Origin of the sequence: Agromyces badenianii (assembly GCF_003070885.1) — a bacterium.
GTDB lineage: Bacteria > Actinomycetota > Actinomycetes > Actinomycetales > Microbacteriaceae > Agromyces > Agromyces badenianii.
Genome location: NZ_CP028913.1, coordinates 1,413,892 through 1,434,627 on the forward strand (window position 1 = coordinate 1,413,892; position 20,736 = coordinate 1,434,627).

18 protein-coding genes and 2 tRNA genes are annotated in these 20,736 nt (G+C 67.7%); 12 read left to right on the forward strand and 8 right to left on the reverse strand.

What is annotated here, in order from left to right:
- The first annotated feature begins 51 nt into the window (after positions 1-51).
- The 7 genes from DCE93_RS06750 (at position 52) to DCE93_RS06780 (ending at position 7,667) form a co-directional block, all read left to right on the forward strand.
- Entirely contained in the window at positions 52-1,683 is a 1,632-nt protein-coding gene (locus tag DCE93_RS06750) for an ABC transporter substrate-binding protein (RefSeq protein WP_108595209.1), read from the forward strand.
- 86 nt (positions 1,684-1,769) lie between these two features.
- On the forward strand, positions 1,770-2,864 hold the full coding sequence (locus DCE93_RS06755; protein ID WP_108595210.1) for an ABC transporter permease: 1,095 nt from the start codon (positions 1,770-1,772) through the stop codon (positions 2,862-2,864).
- Between the two features lies 1 nt (position 2,865).
- A complete protein-coding gene (locus tag DCE93_RS06760; RefSeq protein ID WP_108595211.1) occupies positions 2,866-3,939 on the forward strand; it encodes an ABC transporter permease in 1,074 nt (357 codons plus the stop codon).
- The gene (locus DCE93_RS06765; protein ID WP_108595212.1) at positions 3,936-5,624 is read left to right on the forward strand and encodes an ABC transporter ATP-binding protein; all 1,689 of its coding nucleotides are present in this window, start codon (positions 3,936-3,938) and stop codon (positions 5,622-5,624) included. The genes DCE93_RS06760 and DCE93_RS06765 overlap by 4 nt, the downstream gene beginning before the upstream one ends.
- On the forward strand, positions 5,624-6,481 hold the full coding sequence (locus tag DCE93_RS06770) for an ATP-binding cassette domain-containing protein (protein ID WP_108595213.1): 858 nt from the start codon (positions 5,624-5,626) through the stop codon (positions 6,479-6,481). The genes DCE93_RS06765 and DCE93_RS06770 overlap by 1 nt, the downstream gene beginning before the upstream one ends.
- Entirely contained in the window at positions 6,478-7,509 is a 1,032-nt protein-coding gene (locus tag DCE93_RS06775; RefSeq protein WP_108595214.1) for a D-isomer specific 2-hydroxyacid dehydrogenase family protein, read from the forward strand. Before DCE93_RS06770 ends, DCE93_RS06775 begins: the two co-directional genes overlap by 4 nt.
- 85 nt (positions 7,510-7,594) lie before the next feature.
- Positions 7,595-7,667 (forward strand) — tRNA-Asn (locus DCE93_RS06780).
- 84 nt (positions 7,668-7,751) lie between these two features.
- Here DCE93_RS06780 and def read toward each other — a convergent pair.
- Positions 7,752-8,318, reverse strand: a complete 567-nt coding sequence (def, locus tag DCE93_RS06785; protein WP_108595215.1) for a peptide deformylase — start codon at positions 8,316-8,318, stop codon at positions 7,752-7,754.
- A 41-nt stretch (positions 8,319-8,359) separates the two neighbouring features.
- On the opposite strand from def, the gene DCE93_RS06790 reads away from it, so the two are divergent.
- The 3 genes from DCE93_RS06790 (at position 8,360) to DCE93_RS06800 (ending at position 10,778) form a co-directional block, all read left to right on the forward strand.
- Positions 8,360-9,277 (forward strand): DMT family transporter, encoded by a 918-nt coding sequence (locus DCE93_RS06790; RefSeq protein ID WP_108595216.1) that lies wholly within the window; start codon positions 8,360-8,362, stop codon positions 9,275-9,277.
- 160 nt (positions 9,278-9,437) lie between these two features.
- The gene (locus DCE93_RS06795) at positions 9,438-10,694 is read left to right on the forward strand and encodes a glycosyltransferase (RefSeq protein ID WP_244284261.1); all 1,257 of its coding nucleotides are present in this window, start codon (positions 9,438-9,440) and stop codon (positions 10,692-10,694) included.
- 10 nt (positions 10,695-10,704) lie between these two features.
- Positions 10,705-10,778, forward strand: a tRNA-Ile gene (locus DCE93_RS06800).
- A gap of 75 nt (positions 10,779-10,853) precedes the next feature.
- Here the strand turns inward: DCE93_RS06800 and DCE93_RS14990 are convergent.
- From DCE93_RS14990 to DCE93_RS06815, 3 genes are all read right to left on the reverse strand, one after another.
- A complete protein-coding gene (locus DCE93_RS14990) occupies positions 10,854-11,144 on the reverse strand; it encodes a tyrosine-type recombinase/integrase (RefSeq protein ID WP_168186178.1) in 291 nt (96 codons plus the stop codon).
- Positions 11,145-11,201: 57 nt separating this feature from the next.
- On the reverse strand, positions 11,202-11,732 hold the full coding sequence (locus tag DCE93_RS06810; RefSeq protein WP_146184952.1) for a tyrosine-type recombinase/integrase: 531 nt from the start codon (positions 11,730-11,732) through the stop codon (positions 11,202-11,204).
- Positions 11,733-12,085: 353 nt separating this feature from the next.
- Positions 12,086-13,192: a class I SAM-dependent methyltransferase gene (locus DCE93_RS06815; RefSeq protein ID WP_108595219.1), complete on the reverse strand. Its 1,107-nt coding sequence runs from the start codon at positions 13,190-13,192 to the stop codon at positions 12,086-12,088.
- Between the two features lie 137 nt (positions 13,193-13,329).
- On the opposite strand from DCE93_RS06815, the gene DCE93_RS06820 reads away from it, so the two are divergent.
- Entirely contained in the window at positions 13,330-14,499 is a 1,170-nt protein-coding gene (locus tag DCE93_RS06820; protein ID WP_168186179.1) for an RHS repeat-associated core domain-containing protein, read from the forward strand.
- Positions 14,500-15,136: 637 nt separating this feature from the next.
- On the forward strand, positions 15,137-15,688 hold the full coding sequence (locus DCE93_RS06825) for a Fic family protein (RefSeq protein ID WP_108595221.1): 552 nt from the start codon (positions 15,137-15,139) through the stop codon (positions 15,686-15,688).
- Between the two features lie 454 nt (positions 15,689-16,142).
- Here DCE93_RS06825 and DCE93_RS06830 read toward each other — a convergent pair whose 3' ends face one another.
- From DCE93_RS06830 to DCE93_RS06845, 4 genes are all read right to left on the reverse strand, one after another.
- Positions 16,143-17,018 carry a RodZ family helix-turn-helix domain-containing protein gene (locus DCE93_RS06830; RefSeq protein WP_108595222.1) on the reverse strand — a complete coding sequence of 292 codons (876 nt, stop codon included), beginning with the start codon at positions 17,016-17,018 and terminating at the stop codon, positions 16,143-16,145.
- Between the two features lie 202 nt (positions 17,019-17,220).
- The gene (locus DCE93_RS06835) at positions 17,221-18,255 is read right to left on the reverse strand and encodes a hypothetical protein (protein WP_108595223.1); all 1,035 of its coding nucleotides are present in this window, start codon (positions 18,253-18,255) and stop codon (positions 17,221-17,223) included.
- 90 nt (positions 18,256-18,345) lie between these two features.
- On the reverse strand, positions 18,346-19,344 hold the full coding sequence (locus tag DCE93_RS06840; RefSeq protein WP_108595224.1) for an ATP-grasp domain-containing protein: 999 nt from the start codon (positions 19,342-19,344) through the stop codon (positions 18,346-18,348).
- Complete coding sequence (locus DCE93_RS06845) at positions 19,341-20,612, reverse strand: peptidase MATCAP family protein (protein WP_108595225.1); 1,272 nt, start codon at positions 20,610-20,612, stop codon at positions 19,341-19,343. Before DCE93_RS06845 ends, DCE93_RS06840 begins: the two co-directional genes overlap by 4 nt.
- Positions 20,613-20,736 lie beyond the last annotated feature (124 nt).

Sequence of the window (20,736 nt, forward strand, 5' to 3'; positions counted from 1 at the left end):
CCGCGACCCGTCGCCGCGTGTTTCAGTCCTGACAGGAAGAGGTAGACGGATATGACATCCGCATCCACGAACCGGCGTCGCGCCCTCATTGCGGCGGCCGGTGTCTCGGTGACCGCCCTCGCACTCGCCGGTTGCACGGCGGGCGGCGGCGACCCCGAGGCGACCGGTGGCACGCTGACGATCGGCACCACCGAGCAGGTGACGGCGCTCGACCCGGCCGGCTCGTACGACAACGGCTCGTTCGCCGTGCAGAACCAGGTGTTCCCGTTCCTCCTGAACACGCCCTACGGCAGCCCCGATGTCGAGCCCGACATCGCGGAGTCCGCGGAGTTCACCGGACCGACCGAGTACACCGTGACGCTCAAGCCCGATCTCACGTTCGCCAACGGCAACGACCTCACCGCGTCCGACGTGAAGTTCACGTTCGACCGCCAGGTCGCGATCGCCGACGAGAACGGCCCGTCGTCGCTGCTGTACAACCTCGACTCGGTCGACGCCGTCGATGACACCACGGTCGTCTTCAACCTGAAGTCCGAGAACGACCAGATCTTCCCGCAGATCCTGTCGAGCCCGGTCGGTCCGATCGTCGATGAAGACGTCTTCTCGGCCGACTCGCTCACCTCTGACGACGACATCGTCGCGGGCAACGCCTTCGCCGGCCAGTACGTCATCACGAGCTACGACTTCAACAACCTGATCTCGTACAAGGCCAACGCCGACTACGACGGCCTCCTGGGCGAAGCGAAGACCGACACGGTCAACGTGAAGTACTACACGGATGCCTCGAACCTGAAGCTCGACGTGCAGGAAGGCAACGTCGACGTCGCGCACCGCACGCTGAGTGCAACCGACATCGACGACCTCCGCGGCAACGACAACGTCAAGGTCGTCGACGGCCCCGGCGGCGAGATCCGCTACCTCGTGTTCAACTTCAACACGATGCCGTTCGGCGCCACGACCGCCGAGGCCGACCCGGCCAAGGCGCTCGCGGTTCGCCAGGCGATCGCGAACCTCATCGACCGCGACGCGATCTCCGAAGACGTCTACAAGGGCACCTTCACCCCGCTGTACTCGTACGTGCCCGAGGGCCTCACGGGTGCCAACGAGGCGCTCAAGTCGCTCTACGGCGACGGCAACGGTGCTCCCGACGCCGACAAGGCGGCCGCCGTGCTCGAGGCCGCCGGCGTCACCACGCCGCTCGACATCTCGATCCAGTACGTGGCCGAGCGCTACGGACCGTCGTCGAGCGACGAGTACGCGATCATCAAGGACAACCTCGAGTCGAGCGGCCTGTTCGCCGTGAACCTGCAGTCGACCGAGTGGGTCCAGTACTCCGAGGACCGCGTGGCCGACCTCTACCCCGCGTACCAGCTGGGATGGTTCCCCGACTACTCGGATGCCGACAACTACCTCACGCCGTTCTTCCTGACGGAGAACTTCCTCGCGAACCACTACGACAACGCCGAGGTGAACGACCTGATCCTCGAGCAGGCCGTCACCGCCGACCCGGCTGCTCGCGAGGCGCTCATCGGCGAGATCCAGGACAAGGTCGCGGCCGACCTGTCGACGATCCCGTACATGCAGGGCGCGCAGGTCGCAGTCGTGGGCAGTGACGTGGAGGGCACTGAAGACACGCTCGACGCGTCGTTCAAATTCCGCTACGCGGCACTCTCGAAGGGCTGACGACGGACTAGAGTCGTTGAAGCTCGACGACGGGGGCGACCTGCTACCGCGGGTCGCCCCCGTTCCCATGTACCCCTGAGGATTCCATGAGCACTGTACAAATTGCCGACCCATCAGCGTCGGCGCCCGCTGCGAGACGGCCCAAGCCGAAGTCCCAAGGAGGCGGGTTCGGCCGCTACCTGCTCGTCCGCTTCCTGCTGATCTTCCCGACGATCTTCATCCTCGTCACCCTCGTGTTCTTCCTGATGCGCACGACGGGCGACCCGATCACAGCCGCGCAGGGAGGCCGGCTCGGACCCGAGGCGCTCGCAGAGTTGCGCGCCGCCGCCGGATACGACCGGCCGCTGTTCGTCCAGTACTTCGAGTACCTCGGTCAGCTCCTGACGTTGAACTTCGGCGAGACCCTCACCACGAACCGACCGGTCGTCGAGGTGCTCGCCACCTACGGGCCGGCCACGTTCGAGCTCGTCTTCTACTCGCTGCTCGTCGCGTTCGTCATCGGCATCCCGCTCGGCCTGCTCACGGCGTACTACCGCGACAAGCCGCAGGACGCGGTGTTCCGCGTGCTCGCCATCTACTGGTACGCCGTTCCGATCTTCTTCGCCGGACTCATCCTCAAGCTGATCTTCTCGGTGTGGCTGAAGTGGTTCCCCGTCGCCGGGCGTGCCAGCGTCAGCGCCGAACTCCAGATGCAGACCCTGTCGAACAAGACGGGCTTCTACACGATCGACGCCCTGATGACCGGCAACCCCGAGGTGCTCGGCGACGTGCTCTCCCACGCCGTGCTGCCCGCCATCGCGCTCGGACTCCTCACCGCCGGAATCTTCCTCCGGCTGGTTCGCACGAACGTGATCGGCACCTTGGCGACGGACTACGTCGATGCGGCCCGCTCGCGCGGAGTGGGCGAGCTCCGGCTGCTCCGCAAGCACGCCTACCGACCGGCGCTGATCCCGATCGTGACCGTGATCGGTCTGCAGATCGCCCTCCTGCTCTCGGGAGCGGTGCTCACCGAGACGACCTTCGAATGGAAGGGACTCGGGTTCATCCTCGTCGAGTTCATCGAGTCGCGCGACTACGTCGCCGTGCAGGGCATCGTCGTGCTGCTCGCGGTGATCGTCGCCATCACGAACTTCGTCGTCGACATCATCGCGGCGTTCATCGACCCGAGGGTGAGGTACTGACATGACCGCGGCAACCGTCACCGCCCCCGTGAAGCGACGCCTGCGCGACCGGCTCCCGGTCGTGCACCAACTCCGGCAGAGCGTGGGCCTGCAGCGCGGCATGCTCGTCGCCGGCCTCGTGATGCTAATCGTCTTCGTGCTCTCCGCGATCTTCGCGCCGCTCCTCGCGCCCTACGGGTTCGCGCAGCGGGCCGACGCCGATGGTGCGTTCGGCACGCAGCAGCCGCCGTCGGCCGAGCACCTGTTCGGCACCACGGTCGGCGGCTACGACGTGTTCTCTCGCGTGATCTGGGGCACCCAGACCGCCATCCTCGTCGTCATCGTCGCGGTGCTCCTCTCGATCTTCATCGGCATCGCGCTCGGACTCTACGCCGGCTACTTCGGCGGCTGGCTCGACCGCGTGCTCGTGGTGATCTGCGACGCCGTCTACGCCTTCCCGTCGCTGCTGCTCGCCATCGTGCTCTCGATCGTCATCTCGGGCGGTCAATCGAACCTGTGGGGCGGCATCCTCGCCGCCGCCGGCTCGATCGTGGTGGTCTTCATCCCGCAGTACTTCCGGGTGATCCGCGCAGAGACGGTGCGCATCAAGGCGGAGCCCTTCGTCGAGTCGGCGAAGGTGCTCGGCGCGTCGAACTCGCGGATCGTGTTCAAGCACGTCTTCCGCAACGCGACGCGCACGCTGCCGCTGATCATCACGCTGAACTCCGCCGAGGCCATCCTCACGCTCGCGGCGCTCGGCTACGTCGGCTTCGGCATCGAGCCGACCGCGGCGGCGGAGTGGGGCTACGACCTCAACAAGGCGCAGTCCGACGTCACGAGCGGCATCTGGTGGACCGCCCTCTTCCCGGGCCTCGCGATCGTCTTCTCGGTGCTCGGCATCATGCTCGTGGGCGAGAGCCTCAACGACCTGGCCGATCCGCGCCTGCGCGGGCGCCGACGGGTCGCCCAAGCCTCGGGCGAGGTCGCCGAGACGTCGGTCGTTCCCGGAGGCACGCTGACCGCGGGCCCGGGCGGCATCGAGGGATTGGAAGACGGAGAGACATTCGACGAACACGGAATCGAGGTCCGGCGATGAGCACGGTGGTCGACATCAAGAACCTCGGCGTGTCGTTCGCGACCGACGCCGGGGCCGTCAAGGCCGTCGACGACGTGTCGCTCTCGGTCGACCGCGGAGAGGTGCTCGCCATCGTCGGCGAGTCCGGCAGCGGCAAGACCGTCACGGCCAAGACGATCCTCGGGCTCCTGCCCGAGACCGCGACGACCCGCGGCGCCGTGGTGCTCTCGAACCGCGAGGGCACCGGCGAGCACAACATCATCGCGCTCTCGAAACAGAAGCTGCGAGAGATTCGCGGCACCGACGTGGCGATGGTCTTCCAGGAGCCCTCGACGGCACTGAACCCCGTCTACACCGTCGGCTGGCAGATCATGGAAGGGCTCCGGGCCCACGGCACGATCTCGAAGGCCGAGGCTCGGGCCAAGGCCATCGAGATGATGCGCAAGGTCGGCATCCCCGACCCCGAGGAGCGGGTCGACCACTACCCGCACCAGTTCTCGGGCGGGCAGAAGCAGCGCGTCGTGATCGCGATGGCGCTCGTGCTCGACCCCGGACTGATCGTCGCCGACGAGCCGACCACGGCGCTCGACGTCACAGTGCAGGCCGAGATCCTCGACCTGCTGCGCCGCTGCCGTGACGAGTTCGGCACGGCCATCGTGCTGATCACGCACAACATGGGCGTCGTTGCCGACCTCGCCGACCGGGTCGCGGTCATGTACCAGGGCAAGGTCGTCGAGGAGGCCGGCGTGCAGAGCCTGTTCGCGGCTCCGAAGCACGACTACACCAAGGCGCTGCTCGCCGCGGTGCCGTACGTCGGTCACGGTGTCGCCCGCGCCCTCGAGCGGGCCGCCGCCCGCCCCGAGGGCTGGGGGCAGCAGACGCCGCTCGTCGAGGCACGCGGGCTCGAGATCACATATCCTGGCCGGTTCGGCCGCACGGGCTTCACCGCCGTCGGCGGCGTCGACCTCGTGATCCGGCCGGGCGAGGTGCTCGGCCTGGTCGGCGAGTCGGGTTCGGGCAAGACCACGATCGGCCGTGCGATCGCCGGCCTCACGAAGGTGACCGGCGGCTCGTTGAAGGTGCTCGGTGCCGAGATGAACGGCATTCGCGAACGCGACTTCCGGCCGCTCCGCAGCCGCATCGGGTTCGTCTTCCAAGACCCGGCGTCGAGCTTCAACCCGTTGCTCACCATCGCCGAGTGCGTCGCCGAGCCGCTCATCATCCACAGCGGGGTGAAGGATGCCGCGTCTGCACGCGCGAAGGTCGACGAGCTCCTCGAGGCGGTGCAGCTGCCGCGATCGTACGGCGACCGCTACCCGCATGAGCTCAGCGGCGGGCAGCGTCAGCGCGCGAGCCTCGCACGGGCGCTCGCACTCGAGCCCGAGCTGCTCATCGCCGACGAGCCGACGTCTGCGCTCGACGTCTCGGTGCAGGCTCGTGTGCTCGAGCTCTTCGCGGAGCTCCAGCGCGAGTTCGGGTTCGCGGCGCTGTTCATCAGCCACGACCTCGCCGTCGTCGACCTGCTCGCCGACCGCATCGCGGTGCTCTATCACGGCCGTCTCGTCGAGGAGGGCACGGGCGCCGAGGTGCTCGGTGCGCCGAAGGACCCGTACACGCAGCGGCTGCTCGCATCGCTGCCGGTGCCCGATCCGGTCGCCCAGGCGGCTCGGCGTGAGGAACTCCGCCGACTCCGGGAGGCGGTGTGATGCGTGGCGCCGCCCATGGCTACCCCATCGTGCTGAACGACCTGTCGGTCGAGTACCCGGCGCGAGGGGCGAGCCCGGCGTACGTCGCGCTGCACGGGCTCAGCCTCACGGTCGCGCCGGGCGAGGTGCTCGGGCTGCTGGGCAGTGCGGGCAGCGGAAAGAGCACGCTCGCGAAGGTGCTCTCGGGCGTCGCCTTCGAGACGCGGGCCGCCGAGGGCCGGCCGCTCATCACGGGCGGTGATGCCATGGTGCTCGGGCAGTCGCTGCGGGGCATCCCGAAGCGGAAGGTGCCCGAGTTCCGGTTCCATGTCGGGTACCTGCCGCAGGATGCCGCGGCGGCCCTGCCCGCCGACCGCACCGTCGCCGAGATCATCGCGGAACCGATCCTCGAGCGCGACCGCCGCTACAACGGTCGGGCGCTCGCGACCCGGGTCGCGACGATGCTCGACGGTGTGCGCCTCTCGCTCGGCAAGCTCGAGAAGTATCCCTACGAGTTGTCGGGCGGGCAGCGCCAGCGCGTGGCCCTTGCGCGCGCCCTCGTGCTCGGCCCGTCGGTGCTGATCGCAGACGAGCCGACGGCCGGCATCGACCTCACGGTGCGCGACGCCGTCGCACAGCTGATCGGCGAACTCCGCGACCAGCACACCTTCTCGGCGGTCATCATCAGCCACGACCTGCCGGTGCTTCGCAGCACTGCCGACCGCATCGCGGTGCTCGACCGCGGCGAGCTCGCGGCGATCGGCACGATCGACGAGGTGCTCGACGATCCTCGCCACCCCTACGTGATGGCACTGGCCGGCGCGCTCGACGCCGGTCACGCCATCATCGACGATCTCGATCTGGGCCCCACGGCATGACGGATGCCGCGGCGCCCGCGCCGCGCGCACGCCACCGCGTCGTGCGCGGCGCCCCGGCCATCGAGGTCGCCGTGCCGGTGCCGGCCGTGTCGGTGCCGGTCGTGCCCGGGCCGATCGCGATCCTGCCGAATGCCGAGCCGGCATTCGTCGCCGCGGTCGAGCGCGCCGGCGGCACGCTCGCCCCGCTGTCGCCGGCGACTCGCGGACTGGTGTGGACCGCAGCATCCGGGGCCGACGAACTCGCGCGAGTGCTCGACGCGCACCCGTCGATCGCGTGGGTGCAGTTGCCGTGGGCGGGCGTCGACGCGTTCGCCCCGCTGATCGCGAGCGCCGCGGGCGACGGTCGCGTCTGGACGAGCGCGAAGGGGGCCTACGCGCAGCCGGTCGCCGAGCACGCGCTCATGCTCGTGCTGGCGCTGCTTCGCGAACTGCCGCGACGAGTCACGGCAACCGCCTGGTACGCCGACGAGGAGGGCCGCACCCTGTACGGCTCGCACGTGGTCATCGTGGGCGCCGGAGGCATCGCGGTGGAGTTGCTGCGCCTGCTCGAGCCGTTCGGCGTGCGCACGACCGTCGTCCGCCGAAGCGCCGGCGCCGTGCCCCGTGCGACGCGCACCGTGCAGACGGCGCAGCTCGGCGACGTGCTCGCGGATGCCGACGTCGTCGTGCTCGCGGCGGCGCTGACCGCCGGCTCCCGCGGGCTGATGGGCGCCGATCAACTGGCCCGGATGCCTCGCGGCGCCCTGCTCGTGAACGTCGCCCGCGGGGGACTCGTCGACACCGACGCGCTCGTCACCGCGCTCGAGTCGGGGCACCTCGGCGGGGCGGGGCTCGATGTCACCGACCCCGAACCGCTGCCCACGGGGCATCCGCTCTGGCAGGCGCAGAACTGCATCGTCACGCCGCACGTGGCCGACACCGAAGAGATGACGGTGCCGCTCTTCGCCGAGCGGATCTCGTCGAACGTGCGCTCGTTCCTCGGCGATGGCGACTTCGAGGGCCGGATCGACCTGCTCGCAGGCTACTGAGGCGTCGGCGCCGCCGGTGGAGTGAGCCTCCCTCGAATTGGGAGTCGGCAAATCCTTTGCTAGAGTATCGATGCTGAACAAGCGATCCTCCATAGCTCAATTGGCAGAGCAATCGGCTGTTAACCGGTAGGTTCTTGGTTCGAGTCCAAGTGGGGGAGCAGCAACCCCGTCCCTCCTCGAGGGGCGGGGTTTTCTCGTCTTCAGGGGCGGCTGCCCCGCAGAGACGCGGGAGGGTCAGTGGTTCAGGCGTCGAGGTCGTCGACTCCCGGCATCCACTGTTGCCCGGGCCTGCCCCAGCCGAGCTTCCTCGTGATCTTGGCGACGATGCGCTGGTCGCGCTCACCGAGCCGGTCGGTGTAGAGCGTGCCCTCGAGATGGTCGTACTCGTGCTGGAAGATGCGGGCGAGCCATCCCTCGGCCTCGATCTCGAAGCGCTGACCGTCGAGATCGGTCGCGCGCAGGATCGCCCGCTCCGCTCGACGAAGCCCGAATCGTTCACCGGGGAACGACAGGCAGCCCTCCGACTCCTCGTCGGGGTCGGGTTCGCCGGCGGGCGGCGGCGAGATCCACAGCTCGGGGTTGATCGCGACGCCGCGCCAGCGGGTGTCGGCCTCGTCGACCCAGCCGTAGGTGAACAGGCGCAGCCCGACGCCGACCTGCGGGCCCGCGAGCCCCACTCCCGGCGCGGCATCCATCGTCTCGAACATGTCGCGCACGAGCGTGCGGAGCCCGTCGTCGATCGTCTCGACGGGCAGGGCAGGGGAATGCAGCACCGGATCACCGGCGATTCGTATGGGGAGCACGGCCATTCGGCAAGGATATCCGGCACCGAACGGGTAGGGTCGATGCCGTGGATCCGGACCTGAGCGAGCTCTCTGAACAGATCGCGCTCGACCCCACCCAGTTCATCGGAATCCCGCTCGCCCTCGTCGGCGCGGTGTTCCTCTCGCTCGGAGCGCAGTTCCAGCACCGCGGGGTGGTCAAGGTCGAGTCGCGCACCGTCGACAGCCTCGGCAAGGGGCTGAACGGCAAGCAGCTCGCCCTCCTGCTCGCGCGGCCCTCGTGGGTGCTCGGCTCGGTCATGCTCGGGCTCGCGATCGTCTTCCAGCTGTCGAGCCTCTACTTCGCGCCGATCATCGTGGTGCAGCCGCTCGGCGCGATCGCGCTCGTCATCACCTCGATCCTCAATTCGCGGATCAATCACGTGAAGCTGAACGGCAAGTCCATCTCGGCGATCGTGATGTGCGTGGGCGGCGTGTTCCTGTTCGTCGGCGTGGCCGCCTTCACCGCCGTCGACAAGCCGGTCACCGACCGGCAGCTCGTGACGATCCTCATCATCCTCGCCGTCGTGCTCGCCCTCGCGGCAGTGGCGTTCGGGATGCTCCGCCACCGCATCCGCGCGATCTTCTACGTGATCATGGCGGGCGTGCTGTACGGCTTCGTCGCGACCCTCGCCAAGGTCGTGCTCGGCCGGCTGCAGCAGGGCGAGTTCGAGTGGCTGACGTGGCTCTGCGTGATCGGACTGCTCGGCGCGACCGCGCTCGGCGCCTACTTCGTGCAGAACGCGTACGCGTCGGGCCCGCCCGATCTCGTCATCGCCGGGCTCACGGTCGTCGACCCGATGGTGGCGGTCGCGATCGGCATCATCGTGCTCGGCGAGGCCTCGCAGGCGCCCCTCTGGGCGATCGGCGTGTTCATCCTCGCGGGGGTCATCGCCGTGTGGGGTGTCTTCCAGCTCGCCCGCAACCACCCGCAGACCCGCCTGTGAGCTGAGCTGCATCCACTCTGCCGACATGCGAGCGCAGGGAAGGTGCCGCCGCCCTGCGTAGACTATCGTCGGATTCAGTCCGCGCGCCGATCCGCCCGTCGCGGCGCCCGCCGAGGGCCGATCGCCCTCGATCCCCTGAAATGGTGAGGAACAACCCCACGTGTCTGACACTCCCGGTGCGAGTACCCCCGCCGGCACGGCCGGAACGGAAACCGAACGACCGCTCACGGTTCTGATCGGCGCCGATACCTTCGCCCCCGACGTCAACGGCGCCGCGCGCTTCGCGGAGCGGCTCGCGGCCGGCCTCGCCGAGCGCGGCCACGACGTGCACGTCATGGCCCCCGCGGCCAACCGGAAGCACGGCAGCTGGAAGGAGGTGCACGAGGGTCAGGAGATCACCGCGCACCGACTGCTGAGCTGGCGCTGGTACCCGCACGACTGGCTTCGATTCGCGCTGCCGTGGCGCATCAAGCAGAACAGCGCCCGGGTCATCGACCAGGTGAAGCCCGACGTCGTGCACTTCCAGTCGCACATCGTCACCGGCCGCGGCCTGTCGATCGAAGCCGCGAAGCGCGGCATCCGCATCGTCGGCACCAATCACTTCATGCCCGAGAACATGCTCGAGTTCACGCTGCTGCCGCACGCCTGGCAGGAGTGGGCTGTCGGCCTCGCCTGGCGGGCCGCGGGTCGCACGTTCGGCCGCGCAGAGGCCGTCACGACACCGACGCGCAAGGCCGCGCAGTTCCTCGAGAAGCACACCGGTCTCGCCGGCGTGCACGCGATCTCGTGCGGAATCGACGCGCACAAGTACTCGCCGAGCTGGGAGCCGCGCACCGAGAACCGCATCCTCTTCGTCGGCCGGGTCACCGGCGAGAAGCAGATCGACGTGCTGCTGCGGGCGCTCACCCTGCTGCCGAAGGAACTCGATGCGAAGGTCGAGATCGTCGGCGGGGGCGATCAGAAGCGGAACCTCGAGCACCTGGCGGTCGAACTCGGCATCGCCGACCGGGTCACTTTCACGGGCTACGTGACCGACGACGAGCTGCGCGAGGCGTACAACCGTGCGTCGGTGCTGGCGATGCCGTCGATCGCCGAGCTGCAGAGCATCGTCACGATGGAGGCCATGGCCTCGGCGCTGCCGGTGGTGGCGGCCAACGCGATGGCGCTCCCGCATCTCGTGCACGACGGCGAGAACGGCTACCTCTTCGAACCGGGCAATGCTGAAGACCTCGCAGCCAAGCTCCGCACCGTGCTCGAAGCCTCGCCCGACGACTACCGCGGGCTGAAAGAGGGGTCGATCCGACTCATCGCCGCGCACGACATCCAGCGCACGATCTCGACATTCGAGAGCCTGTATCGTGGGAAGCCGGTGACCGATCCGGTCACCGATGCCGCGTCGGCCGCCACCTCCGAGTGACCCGGCGCACGGGGCGGTAGCTCAGCTGGTCAGAGCAGTGGACTCATAATCCATCGGTCACGGGTTCAAGTCCCGTCCGCCCTACTGAGAAGAAATCCCGGTCAGCCGGTGTTTCGGTCGGGCTGTGGCGAATCTTTCTCTCGCCCCGATGTCACGAGATCACGGCAACGTGTCACTACAGGCCCCGTAGAGGGTTCCGAGGGCGTTGACAGCGGCCCTCGTCGCGTCGTGCTGGGCGTGGGCGTATGTGCGCATCGTCACGCTTGGATCGTGCCCGGCGATGCGTGCGACGACCGGCACCGGGACCCCTTGCTCCAGGAGGAGGGAGAGTGCAGTGTGCCGCAGATCATGGAGGCCAATCTGGGGGAGTCCTGCATCCTTCGCGTGGGCCTCGAACAGGTCGCTGTATCGATCAGGGCGCAGGGGTTCACCTGCCTCGTTGGCTACCACGACGCGATCGGACTGACCCTTCTGCCGGAGCGGGATGACCGCTGACTCGATGACGGTTCAGCGACGTGTCTCCTTCAATGCAGCGGCGAGTGCCGGGTGCATGAGGATCGTGCGTCGCCCGCGCGCGATCTTCGGCTCGTTCGTAACGATCTCGCGGCCAGCTTGAACGCGAGCCTGTCGAACCTGAATAACACCCGCCTCGAAGTCGATGTCGCGCCATCGTAGGCCGAGTACTTCACCGCGCCGCAGCCCGAGGGCTGACAGGTGCCATGCGCCGACGAGTGGCTCATCGGCGACGCGTTCGAGGAAGCGTCGCATCTCGGGTGCGCGCCAGGTCTGCATCTCGGTGTGTGTTCGGGTCGGCTTTCGAACATGCCTCGCGGGGTTTGTCGCGATGATGCATTCGGCGACGGCTTCACTCAGGCACTTCACCAGAACGGTGAGCATGAGCGCGACGGTACGCGGTGACCGCCCTTTGCCACTGCGACCGCCGACCTTCGACATGCGGGTGACCAGCGCCTCGATATCGGCGCGGCGAACGTGTTGTAGTCGCTTGGTTCCGAACGCCTCGCGGGCAGGCTTCAGCACGATGACGTAGCTGGTGCATGTGCTCGCTCTCCAGGTGCGTTCGCCTGTCGCCAGCCAGCTGTCGAACCACTCGTCGACCGTGACGCGGGAGGGTTCGGTGTAAGCGTGGGCGGCGACATCGGCTCACCGTGCTCTAGGTGTACTGCTCTCCGGCGGCCGGCGGCCGGTGTCCGGTAGGCAGGATGCTGCTCGCGGAGCACGATGTCGACAGCCATGACTAGTGAACCTGGCAGGGCCGAGATGGAGGGCACCCACCAGCTGTCTTCGAGATACTCGTCCTCCGAGGCCGGGATCGACCAGCAGTCCGTATTCGCGGCCCTACCGTGCCACGTTCGTTGCTGGGGGAACGCGCCTCACCGCTCGAGGAGGTAGAACCGGAAGGCGGCGAACCCGTCGATCGGCAGGATGCTGACTGCTGAGAAGCCTGCTTCGTGTGCGTAGCGTTCGAGGGTCGCGTGTCGCATGACGGTGCCGGTCGCGACGGAGTCCGGTGTTGACATCGAGTCAGGGAGGCAGATCAGCAGACTGTATCCGTACATCGCCCGCTCGGTGTCGTCGCCGGGGGGCGAGAACGTCTCGGCGACGGCTTCGTCCATCACTACGACGACACCGTCAGATCGGACCGCGCGCCTGATCGAGGAGAGTACGGCGACGGGGTCCGGCATGTCGTGCAGGGCTTCGAAGACGAACGCGGCGTCGTAGCGGTCTTTGCCCTCGTCGGCGAGCTGCTCTCCTCGGAGCTCGGAGAATGCCACATTCTCGAGCCCTGCGGCATGCTCGTGTGCCGCCTCGATGGCGGGGGCATCGATGTCGAACCCGTCGACGATCGCATCCGGGTACGCCCGGGCAAGACCGATCGTCGACCACCCGTGCCCACACGCGACATCGGCGATCCCGGCACCAGGTCGCGACAGCACCTCGTGCACCCGCGGGACAGATGCGAGCGCTTTCGCAAGCTCATTCTCGAACCACGGACGGTTGATATCGCCCTGACCATCGCGCACGGCAGCGCCGAACGCCGCCCACGGAACGCCTCGACCCGACCGGTAGGCGTCCGTGAGGTCGGGCATACGCAGCGCGACCGCGGCGAACATGTCCGCCAGCGGCGCGGAATACCCGAGAGATGCGCGGTCGGTGAGCACCTCAGCCTGCGCGGCTGGCAGACGGAACTTCAGGTCGTCGCCCTCGCCGTCGCCGTCGCCGTCGCCGTCGAGGATGCCCGCAGTCGCCTGCTGCTCAAGCCATTCGCGCGCGTATCGCCGATCGATGCTGGTTCGCGCGGCGAGCTCAGCCGCCGTGGCCGGCGCACCCCGGAGCGCCGCGTAGAGCCCAAGGCTGGAACCGATATGGATGGATAGCGTCTCCATCCCGCCGAGGAACCTGTCGAACACCCACCCCGCGAAATCCTCGACCACCTGCTCATCGGCCTTGTCGCCGTCGCGATCCGCCGTGTCGTCCATCGCGCACCCCCGGTTGATATGACGGCATCAACCAGCGACATGCTATAACTCGTACCCCCCATCCACCAGGCTTTCGGTGCCCACCCACGGTCCTTGGGTACGACTCCCGCTACGGTTTCGACGCTGCCGGGCGTCTGGTGTCGGCGGTGATCCCGGGCCACACGCTGGCGTACGGGTTCGCCGTGACTGGTGGCTGCGGGGTGAACGCTGGTGCGGGGTTGAACGGCAACCGCACCTCGTCCACCGACTTGCCTGATGGTGGCACCCCGGTGACGACGTCGTACTGTTACGACCAGACCGACCGCCTCACCTCCACAGCCGTGGCCGGAGCTCCGGCCGGTCCGGGCCTGTCACCGGTCGCTGCCGGCATCCCAGCCGCGCAACTCGCGTACGACGCGCACGGCAACACGACGACCCTCGCGGATCAGACCCTGGGCTATGACGTGTCCGATCAGCATGTGAAGACGGCGCTGACGGATGGCACGGTCATCGTGTACCTGCGGGATGTGACGGGCCGGATCATCCAACGCACCGAGACCCCTGCCGGGCAAGACCCGGAGGTCACGGTCGCCCGGTACGGGTTCGCCGGCGGCGGTGACAGCCCCGCCCTGCTATTGGATGGTGCGAACGGGGTGGTGCAGTCCTTCCACGGCCTCCCCGGCGGGGCGACAGTGACGAAGACAGGCGCAGCCCAGTCGTGGTCGTATCCGAACCTGCAGGGCAGCATCACCGTCACCGCCGACGGTACGGGTGTCCGGAGTGCGGGGGTGTTCCGGTACGACCCGTTCGGTCAACCCATCCACCAGGTCACTGGCCAGATCGGCACCCAGGCTGCGGATGACTCGGGGCCCGACACGCTCGCCGGTGACGCGGACTGGGGCTGGCTCGGCCAGCACCGCAAGCTCACCGAACACGCCGGATCGATCATGACGATCGAGATGGGCGCCCGCCAATACGTGCCCGCCCTCGGCAGGTTCCTCGAAGTCGACCCCGTCGAAGGAGGCGTCACCAACAACTACGACTACCCAACCGACCCCATCAACAAGCTCGACCTTTCAGGCGAGCGGGCATGCGTTGGTGCCGAGTGCAAGGGGCTGAAGATTGGCAGGAACGGGAGTGTCAGCGGTGCTCTGGCGCCACCTGCTCGGTATCCGCCGGCGCGCACGAAGTCGTACGGCGAAAAGGTCGCCGACAACTGGAATGAGACGTGGCGGACCTTCCCAATTCGCTGGGAGAGGACGTGGGCGCACTTCGTGGACAACGAGCAGGGGAGATCATGGCCAACGTTGAACCCGTCGCCGCACTAACCGGATGTGCATACTGGTGCGGCACTATCGGTAGCAGCGGTTGGGGTTTCGGGCTCGGCCCGAAGATCGGCGCGTCATTGAATGCCGGGTTCTCTGGCAAGGGACCAGACGGATGGTCTGTCGGCGGAACATGCGAGGTAGCGATTGGGCCGGTTGGAGTGTACGGTTCAGTTTCGGTCGGCGACGGCGCGACGTGGGTGACGGAAGCCGGCTGGACGTCCGGCGCCTTATTGGGGTGCAGCGGGATGCTCACTCGTACTTGGTGAATGGAATGAGATAGTGATGGCCGCGATCTGTGGAGCTCTCCTAATTGTGGTCGGTGCCCTGTTCGCCGTGTTCCGAGTACCCGTTGCCCGCTGGCATCGACGCGAGCTTCGGCGGACGTTCGGTCGACTCGCGGATAGCGCAGTGAAAAACGCGACACCAGGGAGGATCCTCTTCATCGGACTAGGTGCGGCGGGACTGGGACTCTGGCTGATCCTCGTACGACCCGGTGGTTAGCCTCGCAGAGGAAGCAAAGGAGTGGGACCGCGGCTCTTGCCAGAACCCGACGCATAACAACGCAGGCAACCCGCTTGCAGGTTGGCCCCGTGGCCACTCAGTTAGATCCGGGATACCCGGGCCATCCCCCCTCTTGATGACTGCCACCAGCCGCACTGACCGCGATCCAACCCCGACCGCCCACGATGCCGTCATGGCAGCGGGAAATGGGTCGGCGGCGTGGTCTCCGGAGAGCGGCCAGTTCTGCGTCGAGGATTTCCTGACGCCGGGTTTCATGTTCGACCTGCACGAGCGCTTGTACGGTGCGCTCTGGTCGTGGGCGGGTCGACCTCGTGTTCGGATGCTCAGGATCGGCGTCGATCCGTCCCACGTCCCTGTCGATCTGCGCTCCACGCTGGACAACCTCGCCTATCGGTGGGCCAATACCGACGACGGGGGTGCCCGTCAGCTCGCTATCGCCGTGCATGCCGAACTCGTCCGAATCCACCCGCTCGTCGACGGCAATGAACGCACGACGCGCCTCATTGGCGAACTTGTCTCTCTCGCAGCACAGGATCCGAACTCGTCGCCGGCGGTCTACGACTGGAGCATCGACAAGCGCACGTACATCGATCTGCTGCGCGTGTTCGACCAGAACCGCGACCCGATCCTGCTCGCGGCGTTCATCCCGATCACGCTCATCGAGTAGTTCGGGGCGCGTCGCGAATAGGACCATACCCATAGCCTTGAGCGACGCTCGGGTTCAAGTCTGAGCGCCTGTGTCGGGACTTGATACGTCAACGTTTATCCAACGTTTATTCGATCCGAGCCAGGTCGAGTTGCTCCGAGGCATCCCGAGTAGTCTGGAATGTGCAGTTTCAGGATCGGCGAGAAATCCCCGGTCATGTCGAGATCAGTCGAGCCGTAGCCGAGATTCGAGATCCCGGGGGAGTAGTCCCGGGAGAGTCCATCGGTCACGGGTTCAAGTCCCGTCCGCCCTACAAAAGATCGCACGATCAGGGTTTTCCTTCTGGTCTGGCCACTGTGGGCACGTCCACTCGCCTCTTGCCTCGCTGCCCGCGAGATGTTCAGAGGCGTTGGGTTCGTCCTGGAGGGGCGGGCGTCCGCCTGGCCTTGGCCATAGCCCTCGCTGGGCAGTGCGCTTAGCCCCGGTCGGCCATGCGGCGCAGACGAGCGGCGTGGTCGCGGGCGCGAGCTATACGGATGCCGCCGAAAACCAGGATGGCGGCCGCACCGAGAGCGAGCACGCCGGGCCAGAGCCATGGCGGGGCATCCGCCCGCGGCGACGCTGCGACGGCGAGTTCAGTCTCGTCCGGGCTTGTCGCGGGCACCGTGCCGGCAGGTGCGCTCGGGCTAACGCTCGCAGGAACGGCACCGGTCGACGCGTTGTCAGACGGGGCGACGGCGGGGGCGGCTTGCTCGGGAATCGGCTCGGGGGTGTTCGCGCAGACATCGGGCTGATCGGCGCACAGGACGAGCTTCCCATCCACGACCTTGGAGCCTCCCTCGATGATCCTGACGGTGTGTCCGTTGTCAACCGGCTCGGTGCGGAAGGGGAAGTTCGCGATGGGTGTGGCACCGAGGTCGCCATGAGTCGTGATGGCAAGTTTCTGCTCGGGCCCGCCAGTCAGGTCGCCCGGCACCACGAACGAGTATTCGAGTACGCCACCCTGCATCCACGGACGGTCGAGCATGCGGCCATCAGGCAGAATCTTGGCCTCCATCATCCCGCCGTGGCAGCGGTAGGCCGAATATGCCAGGTCCACCTTCACCGAGACATGTACCGTCGAGCCGGGAAGCACCACTGGGGAGGGAACGATCCCCTGGATCGAACGGCCATCACCGTCCGTCATCGTGATCGACTCGAGCCCGCAGCTCCAGGAGCCGCCCTGCGCCAAGGCAGGTGACGGGGCGAACGCGAAGGCGCCGACCCCGACGGACGCAGCGGCGCCGACAAGAGCCGCGGCGACGCCGATTCGCAGCTTGCCGTGCCGGCCCCACAGGGCGTGATGAGACATTGGCTTCTCCAGGGTCCCCAGAACGTTAGCGGCGCCGTATGAACGCTCGGTGCACGCGACCTTTCGACTGGCGACCGATTCGGCGGCGCCGCAGGTCCCGGCACGCTCGAACGGCAGAGGGGACGACCCCGTTGAGAACGCCCACGTCAGGAGCGGTTCGCGCTACTGAAATGGGCGTTGGCGGCTCACGATCGGAGGGGGGTCATGAATCGTAGTTGATGCGTTCCCACGAGAGCACGTGTTCCGCGCCCGGGCGGTTGACGGTGACCTTGAGGAAGTCGACGTTCTGCTGTTCGCCGTCCACGGTGATCCGGGTGAGGTTGTCTGCTGCACCGACGACGCCGTAGTAGTCGAGCCAGGAGGAGCCGGCAGCGACGGGCTGGTCGACGTGGTAGCGGTGGCTGTCACCGTCGATGAGGTATACCTCACCGCCGAATGATCCCGACTCGTCGACGATCACCTGGACGAGTCGGGTGAACGCAGATGTGTTCGAGGGCTTCGGTGCGACCGTCGGGTCGAACATGTCGGCTTGCTGGAAGAGCACGACGGCTCGGTCGTTGCGCCGGCGTGCGTCGGAGAAGGTGTCGCGCACGAGCGCGATGACGGCATCCATCCGTGCCTGTTCCTCGGCGAGCTGTGCCGGTTGCGGTGTGGTCAACCCGGTCCACGGGGCGAGTCCGTTGTTGCTTCCGACGACGTGCAACGCGGCGAAGGCCACACCCTGCCGACGGAGTGAGACGTTCTCGGGGATGCCGAGGTCGGCCTGCGAATCGACCCGGATCGGGTCGGCGCCGAGCGTCTGCCCGGGCGTTGCGAAGAACGCCGCGCGCACGGCGGTGAGTCGCTCGAGTGGGTCGTATCCGCCGGCCGCCGGCCGGTGGCAGTCGGTCCACTCGTTGTCGCCGGGCGTGTAGACGAGCGGTGTGTCGAATCGATCGAACTGTGCCCTGATGCTCGCGTTGTACTCGTCGGTGCACGGCGAAGACCCGGTCTTGATGTCGCCGACGTGGAACGCGAGCTCGATGCCGGGCTCGGCGTTGATGCGATCGATCATCGAGGGGAACGCGCCAACCTGGTCTGCGCCATAGGGCACGTCGCCGATGACGGCGAAGCTGTAGTGGCCGGGCTTGTTCTGCCCTGGGGCCTCGTTGGCGTTCGCGGTCGCCGGCGAGGCGATGAGCGAGGCGGAGAGGGCGGCGCCGAGCGCCGCGAGCAACGGGATGCGTCGAGTGTGCATGTCCCGACCATGACGGAGTCGGATGAACCCCGGCTCGCGTTCGCGTGAACGGACCGAACCACGTGGCGGTCGCGGAAGCACCGGTACGGCTCAGGACCCCGGGCTCACGCGGCGCTCCAGGGCTTCGATGACGGTCTCTGCGATGTCGATGTCGTAGAGCCTCTCGATGCTCTGGAAGCCGCCGGGACTCTCCGCGTTGATCTCCACCACCTGGCTGCCGATCACGTCGATGCCCACGAGGAACATGCCATCGGCGACGAGCTTGTCGCCCACCGCCTCGACGATGCCGAGCTCGGCCTCACCGACCTCGAGGGGCACCGACCGACCGCCGGTGCTGATGTTGGCGCGGGGGTCGTTGCCGGTGGGCACGCGTCGGAAGGCGGCCGGCCTGCCGTCGCACTCGAGAATGCGGCCCTCCAGCAGGAAGATCCGGGCATCGCCGTCCTTGGCTCCGTCGATGAACTCCTGGATGATGGCGTAGCCGTCCTGCAGGACCGCCTCCGTCATCTGCGCGAGGTTGGTCTCTCCCGGGCCCTCGATCATGAAGACGTTGCGGCCCTTGGCCCCGTATAGCGGTTTGACGACGCAGTGGCCGACTTCGTCGACGAACCGCTCGATCGCCTCGGGATCTCGTGTCACCAGCGACCGTGGTCGAACCTTCTCGGGGAACTCCTCCAGGTAGAGCTTGCTGGTCGCTCGATGGAGGGCGTTCGGGTCGTTGACCACCGTGACACCTCGGTCCGCGAGCATCTGTCCGAACACCACGCCCATCGGGCTGGCCCAGGGGCGGTCCTGCAGGTCGTCGATCGACTCGTTGCGCAGGACGAGCGCATCCAGGTCGTCCATGACGATCCGCTCGGCGTCGCGCGCCTTGATCCCCTCCATGAAGCTCGCGAGGGTGTCGTCGCTCTTCCACCTCGCGGCGCGAGCCATGGCCGAGAACAGCCCGTCGCTGCTGCCGCGCTCGAGGTCCCCGACGCCGACATACCAGGTCTCGTGCCCGCCCCTGGCTGCGGCCCTGGCGAGTCGGGTGGTCGTGTACTCGTCGACCTCGGTGTCGACGTCGTTGACGAGAAATGCGAGCCTCATGCCGCCACGTCTCCCTCGTAGAGGTCGGTGACCGTCGCGCCCGCGCGCAGCCGCTCCAGACGCTCGTGTGCACCGGGCACGTCCAGCCAGCGTGGCCGAACCCACGGCGCGTGGAGCACCTCGCGGTCGAGCAGGTCCTGGACCAGGGGGATGTGGTCCAACGCGAGCTTGCCGACGAGCAGGACGTCGAGGCGGCTGCCCTCGGCGAGGGCGTCGAGGATGCGCGTGATCCCGCGCAGGTAGATCGCGTCCTTCACCGAACCGCCCCCGACGACGACCCGGATGGCGATGGACCACGCGGTCCGTGCCGGTATGCGGTGGTCGGTCCGCAGCGACTCGAAGATGTCCAGGAAGCCGGCGCCGTCGAGCATCTTGCCGACCGCGACCACTCGCGCCGCGAGCACGCGCAGCCGCCGCGGGTCCAACCCGCCGGTCAGGTACTCGGCGAGCACGGCGAGGCCCTCCTGGGTCTCGTCGCAGCCGGGCAGGCCGATGGTCAGCAGCGTCAGTGGCTGCCGGGCACCGTTCTGGTAGGTGACCACGTGGGTGCCGACCTCGTGGTGCAGCAACGGCTCGATCCGGTCGGCCCGGAAGGCGGCGGACTCCGGGATGAGCAGGCGGCCGAACGACACCATCAGCTCGGAGATGTCGTCCCGTACCTCGACGCGGACCGGGAAGTCCGGGTACACGGCGCGGTAGCGCTCGAACTCCGCACGGGCCGCGTCGGCGAACGCCCCGGCCGTGACGGTCTGGGTGCTGGGCGCCTGAGGGGGGATGGTCTCGAGCAGCTCCGCCGCCGCCGCGGCCAGCGGAGGGGCTACCGTTCCGTAGAGCTGGAGTGACCCGTACAGGAACCGTGACGTGTCGCGGTCCTCCAACGCGGTGATCTGCCGGGCGATCTCGTCCCTCTTCGCCCGGAAGAGCGTGTGCAGCGCCGGGTCGCCCACGTTCTCGACCTCGAGGTCGTACAGGTCACGCTGTGCCAGGTCCGGGTCGAAGTCCAACGGCCGCAGCCGCAGTGTGGGGGCCGTGCCGAAGTCACTGCGTTCGAAGTCCGCCCACGCCTCCGCGGCGTTGAGTGGTGTGGCGTTGACAAGCAGGTTCACGCGGCGCTCGATCTCGGTGAGCCGAGCGTCTATGTCGAGTGCGGGCGACAGCTGCTCGGTGCCGGGGCTCCCGCTGGTGTCCTTCGCGCTCAACTCCTCGTCGCTGAGCCCGCCGGCGCGAAGCTCGCCCTCGCTCGTCGTGGAACTCGCTTCTCCGCTCATCGTCGATCTCCTTCTCCGTGTGATCGGCCGCCATTTATCGCCTTGAGCGCCCCTGGCAGACGCTCGGAGATGGGATGCCGCTGCAGCGCACCGACTGAGGTGCAGGTCGAGGATGCCGAGCTCA

Bases quoted from the DNA above. Each gene is read 5' to 3' on its own strand.
- DCE93_RS06815 (WP_108595219.1), bottom strand. From the start codon at position 13,192: ATGGACGACACGGCGGATCGCGACGGCGACAAGGCCGATGAGCAGGTG.
- DCE93_RS06845 (WP_108595225.1), bottom strand. From the start codon at position 20,612: ATGAGCGGAGAAGCGAGTTCCACGACGAGCGAGGGCGAGCTTCGCGCC.
- DCE93_RS06770 (WP_108595213.1), top strand. From the start codon at position 5,624: ATGCGTGGCGCCGCCCATGGCTACCCCATCGTGCTGAACGACCTGTCG.
- def (WP_108595215.1), bottom strand. From the start codon at position 8,318: ATGGCCGTGCTCCCCATACGAATCGCCGGTGATCCGGTGCTGCATTCC.
- DCE93_RS06755 (WP_108595210.1), top strand. From the start codon at position 1,770: ATGAGCACTGTACAAATTGCCGACCCATCAGCGTCGGCGCCCGCTGCG.
- DCE93_RS06760 (WP_108595211.1), top strand. From the start codon at position 2,866: ATGACCGCGGCAACCGTCACCGCCCCCGTGAAGCGACGCCTGCGCGAC.
- DCE93_RS06750 (WP_108595209.1), top strand. From the start codon at position 52: ATGACATCCGCATCCACGAACCGGCGTCGCGCCCTCATTGCGGCGGCC.
- DCE93_RS06835 (WP_108595223.1), bottom strand. From the start codon at position 18,255: ATGCACACTCGACGCATCCCGTTGCTCGCGGCGCTCGGCGCCGCCCTC.
- DCE93_RS06765 (WP_108595212.1), top strand. From the start codon at position 3,936: ATGAGCACGGTGGTCGACATCAAGAACCTCGGCGTGTCGTTCGCGACC.
- DCE93_RS06775 (WP_108595214.1), top strand. From the start codon at position 6,478: ATGACGGATGCCGCGGCGCCCGCGCCGCGCGCACGCCACCGCGTCGTG.
- DCE93_RS06825 (WP_108595221.1), top strand. From the start codon at position 15,137: ATGACTGCCACCAGCCGCACTGACCGCGATCCAACCCCGACCGCCCAC.
- DCE93_RS06830 (WP_108595222.1), bottom strand. From the start codon at position 17,018: ATGTCTCATCACGCCCTGTGGGGCCGGCACGGCAAGCTGCGAATCGGC.
- DCE93_RS06840 (WP_108595224.1), bottom strand. From the start codon at position 19,344: ATGAGGCTCGCATTTCTCGTCAACGACGTCGACACCGAGGTCGACGAG.